Here is a 21,487-nt window from a genome sequence, read left to right on the forward strand (position 1 = left end):
GGACCGCGCCGGCGGTCGCGTCGCAGCGGCCGCCCGCGTCGGGTCCGCGCGGGTCGGTGTCGCCCGCGTCGCTGTCGCGCGCGGCCGGGCCCGGCGAGTCGGAGCCGTTCGCGTCCGGGCCGCCCGGGCGGCGCCCCCGGGCGCGGGAGCCGCCGCTCAGCGCCGCCCGGACCCGGGCGATCAGCTCGGTCGCGGCGAAGGGTTTGACGACATAGTCGTCGGCGCCCAGGTCGAGCCCCTCCACGCTGGCGTCCCCGCCGGCACGGGCGGAGAGCACCACCACCGGCAGCCCTCGGGTGTCGGCGTGCCCGCGTAGCCGGCGGACCAGTTCGAAGCCGTCGATGTCGGGCATCATCACGTCGGTGAGCACCAGGTCGGGCCGCTCGCGGTGGATCTCCTCCAGGGCCTGCCGGCCGTCACCCACCGTCCGCACCCGGCAGCCCTGTCCGACCAGCAGCCGGGCCAGGTAGGCACGCATGTCGGCGTTGTCGTCGGCGACCAGGATCCGCGCGTCGCGCAGCGCGTTCGCCGCGCCGTACGCCGGCACCGGTGGCCCGGCCGGTGCGGACGCCGCCGCCTGCGCCGGGTCGGCCAGCCAGCCGATCGCCTCCTGGGCGGCGACCCGGACCGCGCAGCCCACCCCGTCCACCTCGGCCACCGGCCCGGGGGCGCGACCCACGGCGGCCCAGGGCAGCGCCACCGTGAACGTCGTCCCCGTCCCGACCCGGCTCGTCACCCGCACGTCGCCGCCCTCCAGGCGGGCCAGCTCCCGAACCAGGGCGAGCCCGATGCCGGTGCCCTCGTGGCTGCGCGAGCGGGCGCCCTGCACCCGGTGGAAGCGTTCGAAGAGCCGGGGCAGTTCCTCCTCCGCGATGCCGATGCCGGTGTCGGCGACGGTGAGCCGCACCTCCTCCTCGTCGGCGCCCAGGCCCACCCGGATCCGCCCGACGAACGTGTACTTCAGGGCGTTCGACAGCAGGTTGGTGACGATGCGTTCCCAGTTGACCGGGTCGACGGCGACCGGACGCGCCAGCGGCGGGCAGTCGACCTCCAGCCGCAACCCGGCGCGTTCGACGGCCGCCCGGAAGACGCTGGCCAGCTCGGCGGTGAGCCCCGCCAGGTCGACCTCGCGTGCGTCGCTGTGCCCCCGTCCGGCCTCCAGGCTGGAGAAGGTGAGCAGGCTGTTGACGAGGGTGAGCAGCCGGGTGGCGTTGCGCCAGGCGGTGTCGACGCGCTCGCGCTGGGCCGCCGGCAGGGGATGCTCGTGGTCGTTGAGCGCGTCCGCCAGCGGGCCGAGCATCAGCGTCAGCGGGGTACGGAACTCGTGGCTGACGTTGGTGAAGAAGCTGGTCTTGACCCGGTCCAGCTCGGCGAGCGCCTCGGCCCGGCGCCGCTCCTCCTCGTACGTGCGCGCGTTGCGTACGGCGACGGCCACCTGCTGGGCCAGCAGCGCGAAGAACGACCGGTAGGCGTCGTCCAGCCCTCTGCTGGGGCTGACCCCGACCAGCAGCACCCCGAGCGGCTGGTCGGCCTCCGCCGAGGGCAGCGGCAGGGCCAGGGCCCTGCCGACCGGGTCGCCCCACGGCCCGGCGGGCAGGACCAGCCGCCGCTCGACGCCGGGCACCTCGGTCGTCCTGCCGGCGGCGGCCGCCGCCAGCCCCCACTCGTGCGCCCCGGACACCGGCAGCCGGACCGGCAGGGCGCCGGCCACCGGCTCGCCGCCGACGCAGGCGGTGCGGCGCAGCAGCGGGCCGTCGGCGAGGTAGATCGCCGCGAACGGCACGTCCAGCGGGTGGGCGCCGATGGCGTCGACGAGCCGGGCACAGGTGCTCTCGACGTCGAGGGTTCCGCCGCCGTCGCGTACGGCCAGGTCACGCAGCAGGCGCAGCCGGCGCTCGCCGACGACCTGGTCGGTGACCTCGCTGCACACGGTGAGCACCCCCACCGTGCGTCCCTCGTCGTCCCGGGCCGGCGCGTGTGAGACGCTGAAGTACGCCTCCTCGCGGTAGCCGGCCCGCGCCAGCAGCAGTCGCAGGGCCGGTACCCAGCTGGCGACCCCGGTGGTCGTCGCCTCGCCGATCAGGGGGGCGAGCACGTCCCAGCCCTCGGCCAGGGTGACCCGGACGTCGTCGCCGAGCGCGTCGGGGTGCTTGTCGCCGATCAGCGCCGAGTACGCGTCGTTGTAGAGCTGGGTGAACCGGTCGCCCCAGAGCAGCAGCATCGGGTAGCGGGAGGAGAGGACCATCCGCACGGCGGCGCGCAGGCTCTGCGGCCAGCCGTCGACCGGGCCGAGCGGGGTGCCCGACCAGTCCAGGCGCGCCATCAGCCGCCCGGTCTCACCGCCGTCGGCGAACAGGTCCCCCGTGGGTCGCGTCACCCTCGGTCGCACCTCATCGCAGCCCTCGCTTCCGGGCCCGACGACCCTTGCTGGCGTTACGCACACATCCTGGCACCCGGCTTCAGCTGCACGTTCGCCGGCACCCCAGCGGATGTCTGTACCCAGCCACGCGAGCCCCCACACCTGCGCACCGGTGTCGGCCGCCGGCGGTCAGTCCCGCCCCGCCGCCCGGCCGCGCAGCAGCGCGACCGCCTCGTCGACCAGGCCGCGTTCGGCGAGCAGCGTCAGCAGCATCGCCAGGGGCCGCCGGTCCCCGCCGTCGACCGCCTGCCGGAGCAGGTCGATCGCCTCGTCGTGCCGGCCCCGGGCCGCCAGCAGGGCGGCCAGCTCGTCGCGGGCCCGCGCGTCGCCCTGCTCGGTGGCGATCCGCCAGTAGCGTTCCGCCTCGTCGGCGCTGCCCCGCTCGGCGAGCAGCGCGGCGAGGCGGGCGGCTGCGTGCCAGTCGCCGTGTTCGGCGCGCACGCGCAGCTCCTGCGTACGGCCCCGGTCGGCCAGCAGGTCGACCAGGACGCTGCCCGCCCCGTTCGCGCCGGCCCGGTCCAGGTCGCGCAGGTAACCGGTCGGGTCGGGGACCGCCACCAGCCCGGAGGACTCCGGGCCGAAGAAGCGGCTGCCGCCGAACTCCCGCCGCAGCTGGTCGTCGAGATCGTCGGCCAGCGCGATCATGGCTCGCAGGGCCAGCAGCAGATGGGTGGGCGCGAAATCCTGCCCGAAGACGGGGATGGACGCCCAGACGGTGTCCCCGGTGCAGTAGACGCGCCCGATCACGAGGCCGTTGGTCAGGTCGGAGAGCCGCCGGTAGAGCGACTCGGTCGGGGCGACGCCGGTGAGCAGCGGCGAGAAGACGTCCACCAGCGGCGGGTCGTCCTGCGCCCGTACGAAGATCATGGCCGATCCGGCGCGGATGCCGACATCGCCGTCGGCGTCGACGCGCAGCTGGTCGGTGGTGATGCCCAGCACGCCGGCCAGCACCGTCTTGACCCGGTGGGTCAACTTCCCGTCCCCGTCGCCGTCCCCGCCGTCGGGGTGGGGGAGGGGGGCGGCGCTGCGGGCGGTCACCGGCCGGGCGGCCAGGGCCGCGGCCAGCCGGGTCCGGGTCGGCACGGGAACGGCCGTGGCCGTGCTGGCCGGCCGGGCGGCCAACGCCGAGACGAACCTGCCCAGCCGGCTCTCACGCGCCGTCATCGTGCTCGCCGTTCGTGCCGTCGGGCCCCGGCTCCGTGGGTGGCTCGGCCACCCGCACCTGGTCGAACATCTTGGCGATCACCAGGGGCGCCGCGACCCCGAAGGTGAAGCTGGCGAAGGCCGTGGTGGCCAGGCCCCCCGCTCCCGCGGCGGCGGCGAGCCCGGTGCCGGCCGCGGCCCTGAGCAGCACCGCGAACACGACGATCGGGGCGTCCCGCCGGTCCCGCCACGGCCACTGCCACCGGCCGCCGGACCCGGTGCTCGGGCGCATCATCCCGGAGAGGTTCAGGGCCTCGGCCACCGCGCTGCCGACCAGTCCCCACATCGCGGCCATCCATAGAGACACATCCCTACCGTACTGACCGCCCGCCGCGGCGGGCGCACCAGCCCTCGACTCTGCGCGGCGGCCACGTCGACGCCACTGCCGACCGTACGGCGTCGGGGCAACGGACGCATCCGCGTACGGCCGTCCCGTCGCCGCGCCGTCGGCGGCGGCTCGTATCCTTTCCGCGAACCTTCGGTGGGCTTTCGAGGATGAAAGGACACGGTGTGAGCAACCGGGCCGAGACGTTGGAGTTCCAGGCCGAGGCGCGTCAGCTGCTCCAGCTGATGGTCCACTCGATCTATTCGAACAAGGACGTCTTCCTGCGCGAACTGATCTCGAACGCGTCGGACGCGCTGGACAAGCTGCGGCTGGCGTCGATGGTCGACAAGGAGCTGGAGGTCGACACCTCCGACCTGCACGTCGAGATCGAGGTCGACAAGGCGGCGCGCACGCTGACCGTCCGGGACAACGGCATCGGCATGTCCCGCGACGAGGTGGTCCAGGTGATCGGCACGATCGCCAAGTCCGGGACCGCGGAGCTGCTGCGCAAGCTGCGCGAGTCCTCCGACACGGGGGCGCGGCAGGAGCTGATCGGCCAGTTCGGCGTCGGCTTCTACGCCGCGTTCATGGTCGCCGACCGGGTCGAGCTGGTGACCCGCCGGGCGGGGGAGAGCGGCGGCACCCGCTGGGAGTCCGCCGGCGAGGGCACGTACTCGGTCGAGCCGGTCGAGCAGGCGCCGCAGGGCACCTCGGTGACGCTGCACCTCAAGCCGGCCGACGACGAGGACAACCTGCACGACTACACCGCCGAGTGGACGATCCGGGAGATTGTCAAGCGCTACTCGGACTTCATCGCCTGGCCGATCCGGATGACCGTCGAGCGCCCCGGCGAGGGCGATCAGACCAGCACCGAGACCCAGACGCTCAACTCGATGAAGGCGCTCTGGGCCCGGCCCCGCGACGAGGTCGACGAGGCCGAGTACAAGGAGTTCTACAAGCACGTCAGCCACGACTGGGCGGACCCGCTCGACATCGTGCACATGCGGGGCGAGGGCACGTTCGAGTACGAGGCGCTGCTCTTCATCCCGTCGCACGCGCCGCTCGACCTGTTCTCCCCGCAGGGCCGCCGCGGCGTGCAGCTCTACGTCAAGCGCGTCTTCATCATGGACGACTGCGAAGCGCTCATGCCGAACTACCTGCGCTTCGTCAAGGGCGTCGTCGACGCGCACGACCTGTCGCTGAACATCTCCCGGGAGATCCTTCAGCAGGACCGGCAGATCCAGGTCGTCCGCCGCCGCCTGGTCAGGAAGATCCTGGCCACCGTCAAGGACATGAAGGCCAACCACGCCGAGCGCTACCGCACCTTCTGGACCGAGTTCGGCGCCGCGGTCAAGGAGGGCCTGATCGACGACGCGGAGAACCGGGACACCCTCCTGGAGATCCTCTCCGTCGCCTCCACCCACGATCCGGCGGAGCCCACCGACCTCGCCGGCTACGTCGGCCGGATGAAGGACGGGCAGAGCGACATCTACTACGCCACCGGCGACTCGCGCACGATGATCGAGAACTCGCCGCACATGGAGGCGTTCCGCGCCAAGGGCTACGAGGTGCTGCTGCTCACCGACCCGGTCGACGAGGTCTGGATCGAGCGTGTCGGCCAGTACGACGGCAGGACCCTGCGCTCCATCGCCAAGGGCCAGGTCGACCTGGACACCGAGGAGGAGAAGAAGGAGGCCGAGGCCGAGCGCGAGCAGCAGCGCAGGGACTTCGCCGACCTGCTCACCTGGATGGGCACCGCACTCGCCGACTCCGTCAAGGAGGTCCGCCTCTCCTCCCGGCTGACCACCTCTCCCGCCTGCGTCGTCGGCGACGCCCACGACATCACCCCGACGCTGGAGAAGATGTACCGGGCGATGGGTCACGAGGTGCCGTCGGTCAAGCGGATCCTGGAACTCAACCCCGGGCACCCGCTCGTCACCGGGCTGCGCAAGGCGCACGAGCAGGGCGGCCCGGAGGAGCCGCTGAAGGAGACCGCCGAGCTGCTGCACGGCCTGGCGCTGCTCGCCGAGGGCGGGGAGCTGGCCGACCCGTCCCGCTTCACCCGCATCCTCGCCGACCGGCTCGCCCGTACCCTCTGACGCCCCTCGCGCGGGCCGGTCGGCGGATGCTCGCCGGCCGGCCCGCCGCGTGCGCCCGGACCTTCCGCCGACGGCCCCGGCACCGGCCGTCCGAGCGGCGTGTCGCGTACGCCGCCGCCCGGCTCCGCCCGGGCGACCCGAGCGGGGTGTGGCGCTCGCCCCGCCGCCGCTCCGAATGCTTCTCCCGTAATGCGCGGAACGGGCCGCGGTTCCCCCTTTTTCGGCGCGGTGTGCGAAAGTTGGTCGGTATTACCCGGCCGGCGGTGGCCCGTCTTTCCGGCGCCCGGTCAGGACACGCGGCCGCCCGGGCGGAAGTGCCCGGTTCGTGCGGTCGCGTCGTTTACCCTGTTCACGGCCGAGGCCGACGGGCAAACAACATTCCGCAAGTTGCAGGAAGACATGGCGCGTGCGCCGCCGATGACGTGAAATCGCGTATCGTCGCATTGAAGAATGCTGATATTGACTTGCTTCGGCACAGGGCGCACCGTGAGAGCGTTCGGCGATGACCGGAGCCCGGGAGTCGTACGGCAAATTCGACTGCGGCCAAGGCGCTCCAGGAGGTGTTCATGCGATTGAATCCGTTCGCGGGGGCGTATCTCACCGATCCGGCACACGTGTGGCGACGGCTTCTCGACGAACCCGGCAGGGCGCACCACGACCCCGACCTGGGGCTGTGGTTGATCACCCGATACGCCGACGTGCGCCGCGCGCTCAGTGACACCGAGGACTTCTGCAACGCGCTGACCCTCGCCCCGGTCTACGACGTCTGCCCCGAGGCCATGGAGATCCTCGCGCGGATCGACGCGCCGCCGACCACCGCCGCCGCGGACCCACCGGTGCACCCGCGCACCCGGCGGGCCCTGCGGGAGACCTTCGCCAACACCACCGACCGGGTCGAGCGTCGCTACGGCCCGATCGTCCAGCGCCGGGTCGACGAACTGGTGTCCCGGCTGGTCGCCCGGCCCGGCGGGCCCACCGACCTCGTCACCGCGTTCACCACCGAGCTGCCCCTGCTGGTCCTGCTCGACATCCTCGGGGTGCCGGCCGAGGACGTCGGGCGGGTCAGGGCCTGGGCGGACGGTCAGATCGCGCTGGTCTGGGGATGCCCGGACCCGGCCGAGCAGGTCCGGCTCGCGCGAGGGCTGCTGGAGTTCTGGGGCTACTGCCAGCAGCTGGTCCGCGCCCGGCTCGACGGCGCCCGACGGGGCGAGGACTACGTCAGCCAGCTGCTGGCCTACCGCGACGGCGACGACGAGGTGCTCACGGTCGCCGAGGCGGCGAGCATCGTGTTCAACCTCCTGGTCGCCGGGCACGAGACCACGGCCGGGCTGCTCGCCCACGCGCTGGACCGGGCGCTGTCGAGCCCGCGGCGGTGGCGGGAACTCGGCGAGGATCCCGGGCTGATACCGGCGTTCCTGACCGAGACGCTGCGTTTCGCGCCCGCCATCGACGGCTGGCTGCGGGTGACCCGCCGGCCGGTGACGCTGGACGGCGTCACCATTCCGGCGGGCGCGCGCTGCCTGCTGCTGATCGGGGCGGCGAATCGCGATCCGGCGGTCTTCGAGCGTCCGGAGCAATTCGATCCGCACCGGCGCGACGCCGAGGGACACCTCTCGTTCGGGCACGGAGCGCATTTCTGTGTCGGCGCGGCACTGGCGCGACTGGAGGCGCGGATGGCGCTGACCCGGCTCGCCCAGGCGATTCCCGACCTGCGCCTGGCGGACGGGCACCGCCGTTCGTACAAGGCCAACGTCGCCTTCCGGGCGCATCTGGGCCTGCCGGTGGTCATCGGCGCGACGGTGCCGCCCGGCGGGGCGGCGGCGCTCGCCGGCTGAGCGGCGACGCCGGGCGGCGATCCGTCTCCGCCGGGCGGGCGCCCGGCCCGGGGCGTACGCGCTGCGGGCGGGCCGACGCGCCCGCGCGCCCGCCCGCAGCCGGGCTGACGGCCACGGCGGCGGACTCCCCCCGGAAGGCCACACCGCCGGCCGGTGCGACTACTTTCTGGAGTCGTGTCTTCACACCCGTCGGGTTGTGGGTTAAGAATTGTCCCCTGCGAATACCCAGTCATCGCCCATCGTCTATTGACGCCGATGCCGGTCGTCGGCGTCGTGAAGGTGAACACATGGATCGCACGCCCCCGCCAGGTGCCACCGGCTCCGGTGCCATCCACCGGTTCCGCTCAGAGTTGCGCACCTGGCGTGCCCGGCAGGGGCTGACCCAGCGGGCACTGGCGGAACGGGTGCGGTTCAGCCGCGAGACCGTCGCCGCGGTGGAGTCCGGTCGCCGGTACGGCAGCCAGGAGTTCGCCGTCCGCTGCGACGAGGTGCTCGGCACCGGCGGGCGCCTGGCGGCCCTCTGGCCGCAGGTCGCGGCGGAGCAACTGGCGGCGGACGGTCGGCGCGGCCCCCGGTTCGGCGAGACGGAGCGCCCCGAGCCGACCGCCGCGCCGCCGGCCCCCCGGCGGGACGCGCGCGATCCGGAGGCGGTCGTGGCGGCGATCGACGAGCTGCGGGAGCTCATCGGACAGGTGCTCGGCGGCCAACCCGAGACGGACGCCCCACCGGATCCGCCGGGCGGGCGCCCCGGGCGCTCCTGACCTGCGCCGCGCCGGGACGCTCGGGTCGGGCCGCCGTCGTCCACGCCGGGTACAGATGCTGGTACGAGCCGTTTGTACCACCGTCAGGGGTGGTCTGCGGGCGCGGGTTCCGGCGGAATGAGACGTGCAAACGGCAAGGTGCGCATTGGCCGTCTTAGATGAGTCGCGGGGAGTCAGTCTTGGCGTCGAGCACCAGATCCCACGCGGCCCGACCCTACCCGACCGGCCGCCGCGGTTGGAAGATTGCCACCCGGATGCGTCTCATCGTCGCGGCCCCGTTGGTCGCCGTGATGGGGTTCGCCGGCCTCACGCTGACCGAGAGCGCCCGCCAGACGACCCGCGCCAGCGAGCTCGGCGTCCTGGCACACCTCGGCGCCGAGGCGGGCGACCTCGCCCACCGCCTGCAACGCGAGCGCGTCCTCGCCGCCGACCTGCTGAGCCGGGGCGGGGCGGAGCAGCAGGAAGCCTTCGCCGAGGCCACCGGGAACACCGACCACGCCGTCGCCCGCTACCGTCAGCAGCGGGCGCGGGTGCCCTCCGGGCCCACCGCGAGCCGGACCGCGCTACAGCGGATCGACCTGGCACTCGACGGCCTGCCGCCGCTGCGCGCGCAGGTGCGCACGGCGGCGCACGCCTCGGTGTCGGCGATGACGTTCAGCTACCGGATCGCCATCGCCGACCTGCTCAGCCTGCGCGAGAGCGTCACCCTCGGGGCGGTCAACGCCCGCATCGCGGACGGCATGCGGGCCTCGGCGGCGCTGTCCAGGGTGGCCGAGGCCGCCGGTCAGCAGCAGGTCGCCGTGCTGCGCGCCGTCGCGGCCGACCAGCTGACCCCCGCCATGCAACAGGACATCACCGCCGCCGGGTCCGGGTTCACCGAGTCCAGCCTCTCCTTCCTGGCGCTCGCCCGGCCCGCGTGGCGCGGCTGGTGGGAACAGGCGGGCAGTGGCGAGGACGCGCTGCTGCTCCAGCGGATGCAGGACGAGGTGTCACGGACCCGGGCGGGCAGCCGGCTGCGGCTGGACATCGGCGCCTGGGTGACCGCGACCCAGCAGTGGGCCGTCCGCCTGGCCGAGCTGCGCCAGCGGGTGGACGCGGCGGTGCTCGACGACATCCGCTCCGCCCACGCCGACCAGCGGCGGCGCACCGCCGTCGAGGCGGCCGCCGTGGTGCTCGCCCTGCTGCTCACCGCCCTGGTCACCTGGGCGGTGGCCCGGCAGATCACCCGCCGCCTGCGCCGGCTGCGCGACGCGGCGAACGCCGTCGCGTTCGAACGGCTGCCGCAGGTGGTGGCCCGGCTCCAGCACCCGGACAGCTCCTCGGTTGACCCGGACGAGCTGGCCCGCCGGCAGTCCGCGGAGGCCCTGGAGCCGTCCAGCGGCGACGAGATCGGCGAGGTGGGCGAGGCGTTCGCCGCCGTGCACCGGGCGGCCGTGCGTACCGCGGCCGAGCAGGCGGTCATGCGGGCCAACACGGCCGACATCTTCATCCACCTCAGCCGCCGCGAGCAGCGGCTGGTCGACGCGGTGCTGGCGCAGGTCGACAAGGTCGAGCGGGACGAGACCGATCCCGAGCGCCTCGACCAGCTCTACACGCTGGACAACCTGGCCACCCGGATGGGGCGGATCAACGCCAGCCTGCTGGTGCTCGGCGGGGTCGGCGTCGGGCGGGTGCGCCAGCACGACGTACCGCTGCAACAGGTGTGCCAGGCCGCGCAGAGCCAGATCGAGCACTACGCCAGGATCCGCCTGGGCCTGGTCGACGGTGACGTCGCCGTCGCGGCCGAATCCGTCGACGAGGTCGTGCACCTGCTGGCCGAGCTGATGGACAACGCCACGGGATACTCCCCGCCGGGCACGGAGGCGTGGGTGACCGGCCGCAGCCTCGGCGACCGGGTGATCGTCCAGGTCAGCGACGAGGGCGTGGGGCTCTCCCCGCAGCGGCGGCAACAGCTCAACGAGTTGCTGGCCCGCCCGCCCGCGATCGACGTCGCGGCCGTGCGGGCGATGGGCCTCGTCGTCGTGGGACAACTCGCCACCCGGCTGGGCGCGGCCGTGCAGCTGCGTCCCGGCCCCCGCCGCGGCACCATCGCCGAGGCGGCGCTCCCGGGGTCGATCATCCGGCCCCTGCCCCCGGAGGAGTTCCTGCTCACGCCCACCCGTCCGTCCCGGCGCGCGGCCCGGAACACCGTCACGCCGCCCCCGCCGCCCTACCGGACCGAGCCGCAGCCGTGGGCCGGGCGGCCGGTGGCGGAGCGCGCGCTGCCGGTGGCGCCGGTGTTCCGCCCGGCCCCGGCACCGGCACCGGCCGGGCGGGACGGCGAGGCCACCGAGGAACTCGCCATCTTCGAGGAGGTCAACCACTGGTTCCGGGCCGGTCACGAGGACGGCCCGGACGCGACCGGGTGGGCCGGCCCCGCCGACGACGCCTGGCGCACCGCGGCCCGGGCCGGCGCGCCCGAGGTCGTCGCCACCACCTCCTCCGGCCTGCCCCGGCGCCAGCCCCAACAGCACCTCGTGCCGGGCGGCGTGGCGGTGCCGCAGCAACGCTCCGAGTACCGCGACCCGACCCAGGTGGCCACCGCGATGGCCGCGTACGCGCGCGGGGTCACGGGCCGCCGGTCCCACCTGATCAACAACTGACCCGACAGGGAGAGCACGTGACCGACCACCAGGATCTCGGCTGGCTGCTGGACGCCTTCGCCGAGCGCGCCACCGAGGTCAGCCATGCGATCGCGATCTCCAGCGACGGCCTGATGGTGGCCGCCACCCGCGGTCTGCCGCCCGACCGGGCCGACCAGCTGGCGGCGACGGGCAGTGGGCTGGTCAGCCTGCTGCGCGGCGCGGCGGCCTTCTTCGACGCCGGCGCGGTGATCTCCAACGTCACCCAGCTCGAGGGCGGCTTCATGTTCTCGATGGCCTTCAACGACGGCGCGTCCCTGCTCGTGCTCGCCGACCCGCAGTGCGACGTCGGCAAGGTCTCCTACGAGATGACCGAGCTGGCCAACCGCATCGGCGACGCGCTGACCCCGGCGGCGCGGGCGGCCCTGAGCCGCAGCCGCTGACCTCCGGCCTCCCCGCCGGAACTCCCATCCCTTCTGGAGAAGACATGTCTCTGACCACCCCCCGGCGCAGCCGTGCCCGCATCGCGGCCCTGCTCGCGCTCGTCATGTTCGCCGCCACCGCCTGCGCCGACGGCGAATCGGGCACCGCCGCCAAGGGACCGATCAAGATCGGCCTGCTGGCGTCGCTCTCCGGCACCTACCAGGCGGTCGGCAAGGAGATCCGCGCCGGCTTCGAGCTCTACCTGGCCACCCACGACGGCAAGCTCGGCGGCCGGCAGGTGGAACTCGTCGTCGCCGACGAGGGCAACGGCGCCGCGACCGCGGTGCCCGCCGCGACGAAGCTGCTCAAGCGGGACCGCGTGGTCGCGCTGACCGGGATCGTCGGCGGCGGCTCGGTGGCGGCGGTCTACCCGCTGCTCAACGAGACGAAGGTGCCGTTCGTCGGCTCGAACGGGCGGCCGGAGCTCAAGGACGTCTCCCGCATCTGGCACACCTCGTACCTCTCCGACGAGCCCGGCGAGGCGATCGCCCGCCACGTGCGCGACAACGTCAAGGGCAGCGTGTACGCCATCGGCCCCGACTACCAGGGCGGCTGGGACGAGCTGCGCGGCTTCACCGACGCCTTCGTCAAGGAGGGCGGAAAGCTCGCCAACGACGACGGCAAGACCACCTTCACCCCGTTCCCGACGACCACCAACTTCACCCCGTACTTCGCCCGGATCAAGGCCTCCGGCGCGGACGCCGTCTACACGTTCTACGCGGGCAGCGCGGCCGTCGACTTCGTCAAGCAGTACGCGCAGTCGGAGATCAAGGACCTCCCGCTCTACGCCGCCGGATTCCTCACCGAGGGCGGGGTGCTCGACGCCCAGGGCGAGGCCGCCCGGGACGTCTACTCCGTGCTGAACTACTCGCCCGACCTGGACAACGCCGAGAACCGCGCCTTCGTGGCCGCCTGGAAGGCGAAGAACGACGGCTCCCCGACCACGTACGCCATGGCCTCCTACGACGCCGCGGCCGTGCTGGACCGGGCCATCGCGGCGGCCGGCGACGACCCGACCCCGGAGAGCATCAACGCGGCGATCGGCCAGCTCGGCCAGATCGCCAGCCCGCGCGGCACCTGGCAGTTCTCGCCGACCACCCACGCGCCGGTGCAGAAGTGGTACCTGCGTCAGGTGCGCCAGGACGGCCGGGCGCTGTCCAACACCGTCGTGGGTGACCTCGCCACCGTCGGCGGGTGAGCGCCGTGGCGGTCGACATCCGGATCGACCCGTACCTGGTCCCCGCCCTGGACGGGGTGGCCTACGGGCTGCTGGTCTTCGTCGCCGCGGCCGGGCTGGTGCTCTGCTTCGGCGTCGCCGGCATCCTGAACCTGGCGCACGGCACCCTGTACGCGATCGGGGGATACACCGCCGCCGCGCTTATGGACGGCGGCTGGCCGAGCCTGCTGCTCGCGCTGGCCGTGGGGGTCGTCGCCGCCACGGCGGCGGGCGCGCTGGTCGCCGGGCTGCTCACCCGGGTCGCCGCGCGCAGCCATCTCACCCAGGCGCTGCTGACCTTCGGGCTGGCGCTGGTGGGGGGCAGCCTGCTCGTGGCGGCGTTCGGGCCGGACGACCCGCCGGTGCGGGTGCCGGCGGCCCTGGACGGGTCGGTGGCCGTCGCCGGGCACCGCTACGCCGCGTACCGGCTGGTCTTCATCGTCGTCGCCGCCGTGCTCGCCGGCCTGCTACACCTCGCCGTGCGGCGCACCCGGGCCGGGATGCTGGTCCGCGCGGCCGTTGACGACGCCGAGATGGTGGCGGTGCTCGGGGTGAACCCGGCGTGGATCCGCGTCGGGGTGCTCGCCGTGGCCGGCGCGCTGGCCGGCGCCGCGGGCGTGCTCGGCGCGCCGATCATCGGGCCCGGGCCGGACACCGCCGACGGGGTGCTGCTGCTGTCGCTGGTGGTCGTCGTCCTCGGCGGGCTCGGGTCGATGACCGGCACGCTGCTCGCCGCCCTGGCCGTCGGGCAGATCCAGACCCTCGGGGTGGCGCTCGCCCCGTCGGCCGCCCCGTTCCTGCTCTTCGCCGCCATGGCCGCCGTCCTCGCGGTGCGGGCGCGGGGCCTGGCCACGGCCCGGAGAGCGTCGTGAGGGACGAGGCGGTGCGCGCGCTGCGGCGCGGTGTCGCCGTCCTCGTCCTGGCCGGCCTGCTGCTGGCGCCCTGGGCGGTCGACGACTACACGGTGGCGCTGCTCGCCCGCACCCTCGCGCTGGGCCTGGTGGGGGTGAGCGTCGCGCTGCTCACCGGGGTCGCGGGGCTGCCCACCCTCGGGCAGACCGCGCCCTACGCGGCGGGCGCGTACGCCAGTGCCGTCGTCGGCAGCCGGCTCTCCGACGTGGGGGTGGTGCACCTGGCGGTCGCGGCGGCGGCCGGGGCGGCGCTGGCGGCGGCGACGGTCCCGCTCGTGGTGGCCGCGCGGGGCGTGATCGTCCTGATGATCACGCTGGCGGTCGGCGAGCTGGCGGTGACCGTCGTCGGCCGGTGGCGCTCGGTGACCGGCGGCACGGACGGGCTGGCCGGGGTGCCGCCGGTGCGGCCCCTGTGGGGGCTGCCGGTGCTCGCCACCGACCGGGCCCGCTACCTCTACGCCCTGGTGGTCGTGGCCGTGCTGGTCGGCGCGGTGCTGCTGATCCTGCGCACCCGGGTCGGCCTGCTGCTGCGGGCCGGCCGGGACGACGAGGCGCGGCTGCGGGCCAGCGGCCACCGGGTGGCGGCGCACGTGGCGGCGGCCCACGTCGCCGCGGGGGCGGTGGCGGGCGCCGCGGGTTCCCTGCTCGTGGTCGCCCAGCAGTTCGTCTCGCCGGCCGACTTCGGCTTCGACACCTCCGCGCTGCTGCTGCTCGGGGTGGTGGTCGGCGGCGTCGCGTCGGTCGGCGGCGCCCTCGTGGGCACGGCGGTCGTGATCGCCGCCCGGGACTGGCTCTTCGGTGTGCTGCCCGGGCACGCGCCCCTGGTGCTGGGGGTGGCGTTCGTCGTCACCGTCTACCTGCTGCCCGGCGACGCCCACCGGCCGCCGGGCGTGCGGGGCCGGCTGCTGCCGGGGCGGCCGCCGCGCCCCGCCGATCCCGCCGCGGAGCGGCCGTCGCCGACGGGAGCCCGGGCGTGACGCCGCTGCTCTCCGCCCACGGCGTCACGGTCCGGTACGGGTCACTGGCCGCCCTGGACGGGGTCGACCTGCGGATCGACCACGGTCAGCGGCACGCCCTGATCGGGCCCAACGGCGCCGGCAAGAGCACCCTGCTCGACGTGCTCGGCGGGGCGACCCCGGCGGGCGGCGGCCGGGTCTGCCTCGCCGGCCGGGACGTCACCCGGCTCGGCCCGGCCGCCCGGGCCCGGCGGGGCATCGGCCGGATACACCAACGGCCCGCCGTCTTCTCGACGCTGACCGCGACCCAGAACGTGGTGGTCGCCGCGCTGCCGCACGCGCTGCGGCCCGGCCGGTGGCGGCCGGGCGCGAGGCGCAGCGCGGCCGAGCGCACGGCGGGCGCGTGGCTGGAGCGGGTGGGCCTGGACGACCTCGGCGGCATCCCCGCCGGCCAGCTCGCCCACGGGCAGCGCCGACAGCTGGAGATCGCGATGGCCCTGGCCGGCCGCCCGCGCCTGCTCCTGCTCGACGAGCCGGCCGCCGGGCTGTCCGCCGTCGAGGTCGGCCGGCTGGTGGAGTTCCTGCGGGCCCTGCCGCGCGCCGTGGCGGTACTGCTGGTCGAGCACCGGCTGGACCTGGTCTACGCGCTCTGCGACCAGGTGACCGTGCTGCGGGACGGCCGGACGGTCGCCACCGGGACGCCGGCCGAGATCCGCGCCTCCGACCGGGTGCGGCAGGCCTACGCGGAAGGGGTGTCGTGATGCTGCGTACGGAACGGCTCAGTGCCGGTTACGCCGGCGGGATCGTGCTGCACGAGGTCACCCTCGACGTGGCGGCCGGCACCGTGCAGGCGGTGGTGGGCCGCAACGGCGCCGGCAAGAGCACCCTCGTGCACGCCGTCGCCGGCCTGGTGCGCCCGTACGGCGGGCGGATCGAGGTCGGCGGCGTGCAGGTCGCCGGCAGGCAGCCGCACCGGATCGCCCGGTGCGGGGTCGGCCTCGTCCCGCAGGGCCGGCGGGTCTTCTCCCGGCTGACCGTGGCCGAGCACCTGGTCCTCGCGGCGGCGCCGTGGCGGGCCGCGACGCCCGGCGGCGAGGGCTGGACGGTCGCGCGGATCCTGGAGCTGCTGCCCCGGCTGGCGACCCGGCTGCGGCACCGGGGGGACCAGCTCTCCGGCGGCGAGCAGCAGATGCTGGCGATCGCCCGGGCCCTGCTCGGCCAGCCCCGGGTGCTGCTGCTCGACGAGCCGTGCGAGGGGCTCGCGCCGGACCTGGCGGCCCGGGTCCGCGAGCTCGTCTGCGTCCTCGCCGGGACCGGAATGACCGTGCTGCTGGTCGAGCAGCAGCTCCAGCACGCCATCGAGCTCGCGGACCGGATCGCGGTGCTCGAGTACGGCCGGGTGGTCTACGACCGGCCGGCGGAGGAGGCCCGCGCCGAGCCGGACCGGCTGGCGGCGATGCTCAGCGTCGCCGCGATCGCGCAGCCGCGGCCCTCCCGACCAAGGACGGGGCTGCGGGCCGACACCGGGTACCTGAACCGACCATCTTCGACAGGATTGGGCGACGATGCCGACAGACATCCGTGACACCGAGTACACCTTCGACAACGGCTCCCCGGAGGCCGTGCCCCAGCTGCGGGCGCTGGAGTCGTTCCTGGATCCGATCACGGCGGCCCGGATGGCCCCTCCGGTGCTCGCCGCGGGCGGCGTGTGCTGGGAGATCGGCGCCGGCGGCGGCTCGGTGGCCCGGCACATGGCCGAGGCCGTCGGCCCGGCGGGGCGCGTGCTGGCGACCGACATCGACACGGCACAGCTCACCACCTCGGCCAGCCTCGACGTACGCCGGCACGACGTGCGTAACGAACCGCCGCCCGGGGACTCCTTCGACCTGATCCACGCCCGGCTGGTGCTGCTGCACCTGCCGGAGCGGCGGCGCGTGCTGGCCTCGCTGGCCGGCGCGCTGGCCCCGGGCGGATGGCTGGTGGTCGAGGAGTTCGACTGCACGGCCCCGCTGCGCGTGCTGACCGCGCCGAGCGACGACGCGGCGAAGCTCTTCACCCAGGTGACGGACGCGATGCTCGGCGTCCTGCAGAGCCACGGCGCGGACCTGGCCTGGGCGCAGGACGTGCACGCGCACCTCGTGTCGGCGGGGCTGGTCGAGGTCGACACGGTCACCCACTCGCGGAGCTGGCCCGGGGGCTCCGTCGGGGCGTCGCTGTACGAGACGAACTCCCGGCAGCTGGAGCCGGAGCTGATCGAGGCGGGGGTGTCGCCCGGGCAGCTGGAGGCGTTCCGCAAGCTCCTGCGTCACCCCGGCTTCGCCGTCATGTCGTACCAGTTCGTGTCGACCCGGGGCCGGCGGCCGGCCGGGGCCGGTGACTGACCTCTCCCTCTCGGGCGTGGAAACCGCGCCGGTTGGGTAATCCCGGCGGCCATGAGGACGAGCAGCGCGGCGGGCGCCGAGCCGGCGTCCGCCGCCGAGGTGGGTACGGTCGCGGTCGTCGCGCACCGGAAGAAGACTCTCGGCGGCGGCCTCGACGCCCTGCGCGCCGAGCTCGCCGGCGCCGGGGTCGAGCGCCTTCTCTGGTACGAGGTGCCGAAGAGCCGCAAGGCGCCGAAGAAGGTCCGCAAGGCGCTGCGCGAGGGCGCCGAGCTGGTCTTCGTGTGGGGCGGCGACGGCATGGTGCAGCGCTGTGCCGACGCCCTCGCCGGCTCCGGCACCGCCATGGCGATCGTGCCGGCCGGCACGGCCAACCTCTTCGCCGCCAACCTCGGCATCCCGGAGGACCTCGCCGAGGCCGTGCGTATCGGCCTGCACGGCCGGCGTCGCGCCCTCGACCTGGGCAGGATCAACGGCGAGCACTTCGCCGTGATGGCCGGCGCCGGTTTCGACGGCGACCTGATCCGCGAGGCCGACCGCCGGCTCAAGGGACGGCTCGGCCGCCTGGCCTACATGTGGACGGGGCTGCGCCACGTGCGCGGCGAGCTGGTCCGCACCCGGATCACGGTCGACGGCACGGACTGGTTCGACGGCGAGGCGAGCTGCGTGCTCTTCGGCAACGTCGGCACGATCACCGGCGGCATCCCGGCGTTCGACGACGCCCGCCCGGACGACGGCTGCCTGGAGGTCGGCGTCTCCACCGCCGACGGCGCCGTGGAGTGGGCGCGCACCCTCGGCCGGATGGCCGCCGGCCGTTCCGAGCAGTCGCCGTTCGTGCGGATCACCCGGGCCCGCAAGATCAGGGTCCGGCTCGCCGTGCCCCGCACGTACGAGCTGGACGGCGGCGCCCGCGGCGAGACCACGAAGCTCAAGGTGCGGGTGGTGCCGGGTGCGCTGACGCTCTGCTGCCCCCCGCCGCGCTGACCGCCCGGCTGCCCGACGCCGGCGCCCGCGTCAGCTCGTCCAGCGCGGCCGGGCGGCCTCGAACCACGTGGGCGTAGCCGAGCTTGCCGGCCGGCGGGCGGGGCGCCGCGCGCGGTCCCGGCGCCGTCGTCCGCCCGCCCGCGCGGATGACGAAACATATCTTCATGTCCGGCCGGTCAACATGTAGACAATCTTCTGCGTTCTGTCTATCGTCAGCACAACTTAGCGATGTCCTTCGATGTGAAAGAGGTCGTCAATGGTGCAGATCAGACGATGGGCCGGCATCGCCACGGCCCTGCTGGCGACGGAACTCCTGGTGGCGGGCACTGCCGCGCACGCCGCGCCCGCCCCGGATCCGGTCCGGGTCAACGTCGAGGACGCCGTAACCGCCAAGCTGCTCGGGCAGGCCAGGGCCGCGACGGCGGACCACGCCGACGAGTCCGACACCCGCGTCACCGTCACCCGCAGGGCCGGCGGGTGGGCCTTCGGCACCGCCGTCACCGTCACCTCCCACGAGGAGGACATCCACCCGACCGGCGCGGTCTTCATCGCCCGCGCCGAGGCCGGCACCTGGCGGGTGAACTTCGACGGGGAGGCCGGGTTCAGCGAGCTGGCCGCCGAGTCGCCCCTGGTGAACAAGCAGGAGAAGGCGGTCTTCGCCCGCACCCCGAGCACGATGCAGGCCGGCGGCGACTACCGGACCGGGATGGCCCTGCCGTTCGCGGTCGGCCAGACCTGGACGATGACCAGCGGCCCGCACGGCTGGGGCGGCTACGAGGCGCCGTACAGCTCGATCGACCTGGCCGGCGGCGACCAGGTGGTACGGGCGGCGCGGGCCGGCACCGCGTACACGATGTGCACGGGTTGGATCCGGGTGATCCACGACCGGGGCTACTCCACCGACTACTACCACCTGTGGAGCAACATCTCGGCCAACGGCACCGCCGTCGGCCAGGGCGCGTACCTCGGCTACACGGGCACCGACGTCACCTGCGGCGGCGCGGCGTCCGGCCGGCACGTCCACTTCGGGCTGCGGCAGAACAGCGCGTACGTCTCCATCGCGGGCCACGGCCTCGGCAAGTGGGAGTTCGCCAACGGGGCGTCGGCCTACCAGGGCGGCGCGCGGCACGGCTCGGCCTGGGTCGGCGCCGGCGGCGGGCTCTACAACTACGGCGCGCTCGGCTTCAACCAGGCGGTCGTCGACGCCAACGGCGGCGGCACGCTGACCCGCCGCTCCGGCCCCGGCAGCGGTTACGGCGCGCTGGGCTCCGTGGGCGACGGAGCCACGGTCACCGTCTCCTGCTCGGCCAACGGCACCTCGCACACCGGGCGGTACGGGACCACCGCGCTGTGGAACCGGCTCAGCGACGGCAGCTGGGTCTCCGACGCCTACCTGTGGACCGGGGTGAACGGTCCGATCAACGGCTGGTGCTGAACGGCGCCGACCGCGCTTCGAACCCGGGGCCTCCGCCAACCGGCGGGGGCCCCGTGGGCGTGGGTACCGGACCTCGGGCGGCTCAGCCGGGCAGGCCGAACTGGAGCCGGACGCCGACCCGTTCGGTGACGGCGTCCCGCCCGCGGAGCGCGGCGCGGACCTCGGCGCCGAACACTGCCCGACCCCGCGGGTCGGGCAGCAGCTCGGGCGACATCGCCGAGAAGACGCCGCCGACCATGTCGTCGACGGTGAGGGGCGCGGTGTACTCGACGGACGACTCCACCACCCGGTAGCCGGCGGCGACGAGGGCGTCCCGGTTGCGTCGGCGGCCCGCCTCGTCGGTCTGGCACGCCGCCGTGACGGGGTGCCCGAGCAGCCGCTCCAGGCAGCCGCGCAGCGCGTGGGACCACTCGGCGTCCTGCAACCACAGCGGCGCGCCGTTGGTGACCACGGCGATCCCGCCACCGGGGCGCAGCAGCGGCCGGGCGGCCCGGAACAGCGCCTCGCGGTCCATGAAGTGGATCGCGACGGCGACGGTCAGCGCGCCGAGCGCCCGCCCGCCCAGCAGCCGGCCCAGCACGGGCAGGTCGCTGTCCGCGCCGAGCATCCACGCGGTGCGGGACACCCCCGCGTCGAGGGCGGCCCGGCGGGCCAGTGCCAGCATGTCCGGCTCCGGGTCCACCCCGACGACCGCCCCCACCCGGGCGGCGAGCGGCAGGCTGAGTTGGCCGGTGCCGCAGCCGAGGTCGAGCACCGTGTCGTCGCCGCCGAGACCGAAGGCCGCCACGACGGCGTCGAGCACCTCCGACGGGTACCCGCGCCGGTGCCGCGCGTAGTAGGTGGCCACCTCACCGCCGAAGCCCGTTCCCATGCCGCCAGCCTCCGGCAACCCGGCGCCGAGGGCGAGCGATTCTGCTCAGGGCAGCGAGCCGCCGCCCGCCCGGTCGGAGGCCACCCCGACGCCGGCAGAACCACCCCTACCGGCAACAACCGGAAGTGTCGACCGCTGGCAGTTTCCTGTGTGGCCGGTCGGCGGTTGTGTCGGGTGTGACGTCATCATCACCCTCCAGCACGGCGCTCCCGGCGTCGCCGACGCCCGCGTGGCGGGTCAGGTGGGCGGAGCGGGAGAACGCCCGGCGGCGGTACGCGCACGACGCGGCGGCCGAGGCCTGGCAGCGCCGCGACGACCACCTGGTCCGGCTGCGGATCGAGGCCGCCGGCTTTCTCGGCTGTACGCGGCCGCGTGCCGGCCTGCCGGTGGAACTCCACGACGACGAGGTCGTCTACCGGGTGCTGCCGGTCGCGGAACTCGTGGAGTCCGACGGGCGGCGCGGCACGCAGCCGTCCGGTCCGGGCCTGACAGTCGTCACCGCGGAGGTCTCCGGTCGTGCGCTGCCGGGCGGCGTGCGGGTCGTCGGCACGGGGATGGCCGTCGTGACCAACCGGCGGATCGCCTTCTCCTCGGGGCGGGAGCGGCGCGAGTGGCGGTACGGGGACCTGGCGGGGCCCGCCCACCATCGCGCCGTCCCGCTCACCCTGCTGCACACGCGCGACGGGCGGCGACCCGCCGGGCTGCGGGTGCCGGCCGCCGCGGCCGTGAACTTCCGCTTCTACCTCACCCTCGCCTTCGCGGCCGCCACCGGCGAACGCGGCTCGGTCGGCCGGCAGCTCGACGCCCTGCTGGCCGCGCACCGGCGGGCCCGGCCGGTGCCACCGCCGCCGGTCGAGCCGGACCAGGCCCCGTCCACGGGGCTGCGCTCCGAGCGCCGGCTGGCCCTCGCCGCCGCCGCCGTCGCCGCGGTGGCCGAGTCCTCCCGCCACATCTGTTCCGGTGGCGGCAGCAGGTCGGTGAACGGGGTCG

At 74.7% G+C, this 21,487-nt stretch carries 17 protein-coding genes and 1 pseudogene; 14 read left to right on the forward strand and 4 right to left on the reverse strand.

What is annotated here, in order from left to right; genetic code table 11:
- The 3 genes from V6V16_RS25800 to V6V16_RS25810 all read right to left on the reverse strand — a co-directional run.
- The coding region (locus V6V16_RS25800; protein ID WP_334566142.1) for a response regulator at window positions 1-2,377 on the reverse strand (2,377 nt) is incomplete at its 3' end.
- Between the two features lie 171 nt (window positions 2,378-2,548).
- Window positions 2,549-3,583: a T3SS (YopN, CesT) and YbjN peptide-binding chaperone 1 gene (locus tag V6V16_RS27965; RefSeq protein ID WP_442934156.1), complete on the reverse strand. Its 1,035-nt coding sequence runs from the start codon at window positions 3,581-3,583 to the stop codon at window positions 2,549-2,551.
- Window positions 3,570-3,929 carry a hypothetical protein gene (locus V6V16_RS25810; RefSeq protein ID WP_334566144.1) on the reverse strand — a complete coding sequence of 120 codons (360 nt, stop codon included), beginning with the start codon at window positions 3,927-3,929 and terminating at the stop codon, window positions 3,570-3,572. The genes V6V16_RS27965 and V6V16_RS25810 overlap by 14 nt, the downstream gene beginning before the upstream one ends.
- Window positions 3,930-4,117: 188 nt before the next feature.
- Here V6V16_RS25810 and htpG point away from each other — a divergent pair, with 188 nt between their 5' ends.
- The 13 genes from htpG (at window position 4,118) to V6V16_RS25875 (ending at window position 19,626) form a co-directional block, all read left to right on the forward strand.
- Window positions 4,118-6,046, forward strand: coding sequence for a molecular chaperone HtpG (gene htpG / locus V6V16_RS25815; RefSeq protein WP_334566146.1), 1,929 nt, complete (start codon window positions 4,118-4,120; stop codon window positions 6,044-6,046).
- A 566-nt stretch (window positions 6,047-6,612) separates the two neighbouring features.
- Window positions 6,613-7,881 carry a cytochrome P450 gene (locus V6V16_RS25820; RefSeq protein WP_334566147.1) on the forward strand — a complete coding sequence of 423 codons (1,269 nt, stop codon included), beginning with the start codon at window positions 6,613-6,615 and terminating at the stop codon, window positions 7,879-7,881.
- Window positions 7,882-8,168: 287 nt separating this feature from the next.
- Entirely contained in the window at window positions 8,169-8,642 is a 474-nt protein-coding gene (locus tag V6V16_RS25825) for a helix-turn-helix transcriptional regulator (RefSeq protein ID WP_334566148.1), read from the forward strand.
- 254 nt (window positions 8,643-8,896) lie between these two features.
- Window positions 8,897-11,284, forward strand: coding sequence for a sensor histidine kinase (locus V6V16_RS25830; RefSeq protein ID WP_334566149.1), 2,388 nt, complete (start codon window positions 8,897-8,899; stop codon window positions 11,282-11,284).
- A gap of 17 nt (window positions 11,285-11,301) precedes the next feature.
- Window positions 11,302-11,706, forward strand: coding sequence for a roadblock/LC7 domain-containing protein (locus V6V16_RS25835; protein WP_121398599.1), 405 nt, complete (start codon window positions 11,302-11,304; stop codon window positions 11,704-11,706).
- Between the two features lie 44 nt (window positions 11,707-11,750).
- A complete protein-coding gene (locus tag V6V16_RS25840) occupies window positions 11,751-12,944 on the forward strand; it encodes an ABC transporter substrate-binding protein (protein WP_334566155.1) in 1,194 nt (397 codons plus the stop codon).
- Window positions 12,941-13,834, forward strand: a complete 894-nt coding sequence (locus tag V6V16_RS25845) for a branched-chain amino acid ABC transporter permease (protein ID WP_334566157.1) — start codon at window positions 12,941-12,943, stop codon at window positions 13,832-13,834. The genes V6V16_RS25840 and V6V16_RS25845 overlap by 4 nt, the downstream gene beginning before the upstream one ends.
- Window positions 13,831-14,850: a branched-chain amino acid ABC transporter permease gene (locus V6V16_RS25850; protein ID WP_334566159.1), complete on the forward strand. Its 1,020-nt coding sequence runs from the start codon at window positions 13,831-13,833 to the stop codon at window positions 14,848-14,850. Before V6V16_RS25845 ends, V6V16_RS25850 begins: the two co-directional genes overlap by 4 nt.
- Window positions 14,847-15,590, forward strand: coding sequence for an ABC transporter ATP-binding protein (locus V6V16_RS25855; protein WP_334566160.1), 744 nt, complete (start codon window positions 14,847-14,849; stop codon window positions 15,588-15,590). Before V6V16_RS25850 ends, V6V16_RS25855 begins: the two co-directional genes overlap by 4 nt.
- Window positions 15,590-16,414, forward strand: coding sequence for an ABC transporter ATP-binding protein (locus tag V6V16_RS25860; protein ID WP_334566161.1), 825 nt, complete (start codon window positions 15,590-15,592; stop codon window positions 16,412-16,414). The genes V6V16_RS25855 and V6V16_RS25860 overlap by 1 nt, the downstream gene beginning before the upstream one ends.
- Window positions 16,395-17,210: a methyltransferase gene (locus tag V6V16_RS25865; protein WP_334566162.1), complete on the forward strand. Its 816-nt coding sequence runs from the start codon at window positions 16,395-16,397 to the stop codon at window positions 17,208-17,210. The genes V6V16_RS25860 and V6V16_RS25865 overlap by 20 nt, the downstream gene beginning before the upstream one ends.
- Window positions 17,211-17,261: 51 nt before the next feature.
- On the forward strand, window positions 17,262-18,191 hold the full coding sequence (locus V6V16_RS25870) for a diacylglycerol/lipid kinase family protein (protein WP_334566163.1): 930 nt from the start codon (window positions 17,262-17,264) through the stop codon (window positions 18,189-18,191).
- A gap of 256 nt (window positions 18,192-18,447) precedes the next feature.
- Window positions 18,448-19,626, forward strand: coding sequence for a peptidoglycan DD-metalloendopeptidase family protein (locus tag V6V16_RS25875; protein WP_334566165.1), 1,179 nt, complete (start codon window positions 18,448-18,450; stop codon window positions 19,624-19,626).
- An 82-nt stretch (window positions 19,627-19,708) separates the two neighbouring features.
- Here V6V16_RS25875 and V6V16_RS25880 read toward each other — a convergent pair whose 3' ends face one another.
- Entirely contained in the window at window positions 19,709-20,497 is a 789-nt protein-coding gene (locus V6V16_RS25880; protein WP_334566167.1) for a class I SAM-dependent methyltransferase, read from the reverse strand.
- A 176-nt stretch (window positions 20,498-20,673) separates the two neighbouring features.
- Between V6V16_RS25880 and V6V16_RS25885 the strand changes: the two are divergent.
- Window positions 20,674-21,487: pseudogene (locus V6V16_RS25885) on the forward strand (hypothetical protein); the annotation flags it as partial.

Source organism: Micromonospora sp. CPCC 205561 (genome assembly GCF_036906775.1).
Classification (GTDB): Bacteria; Actinomycetota; Actinomycetes; order Mycobacteriales; family Micromonosporaceae; genus Micromonospora.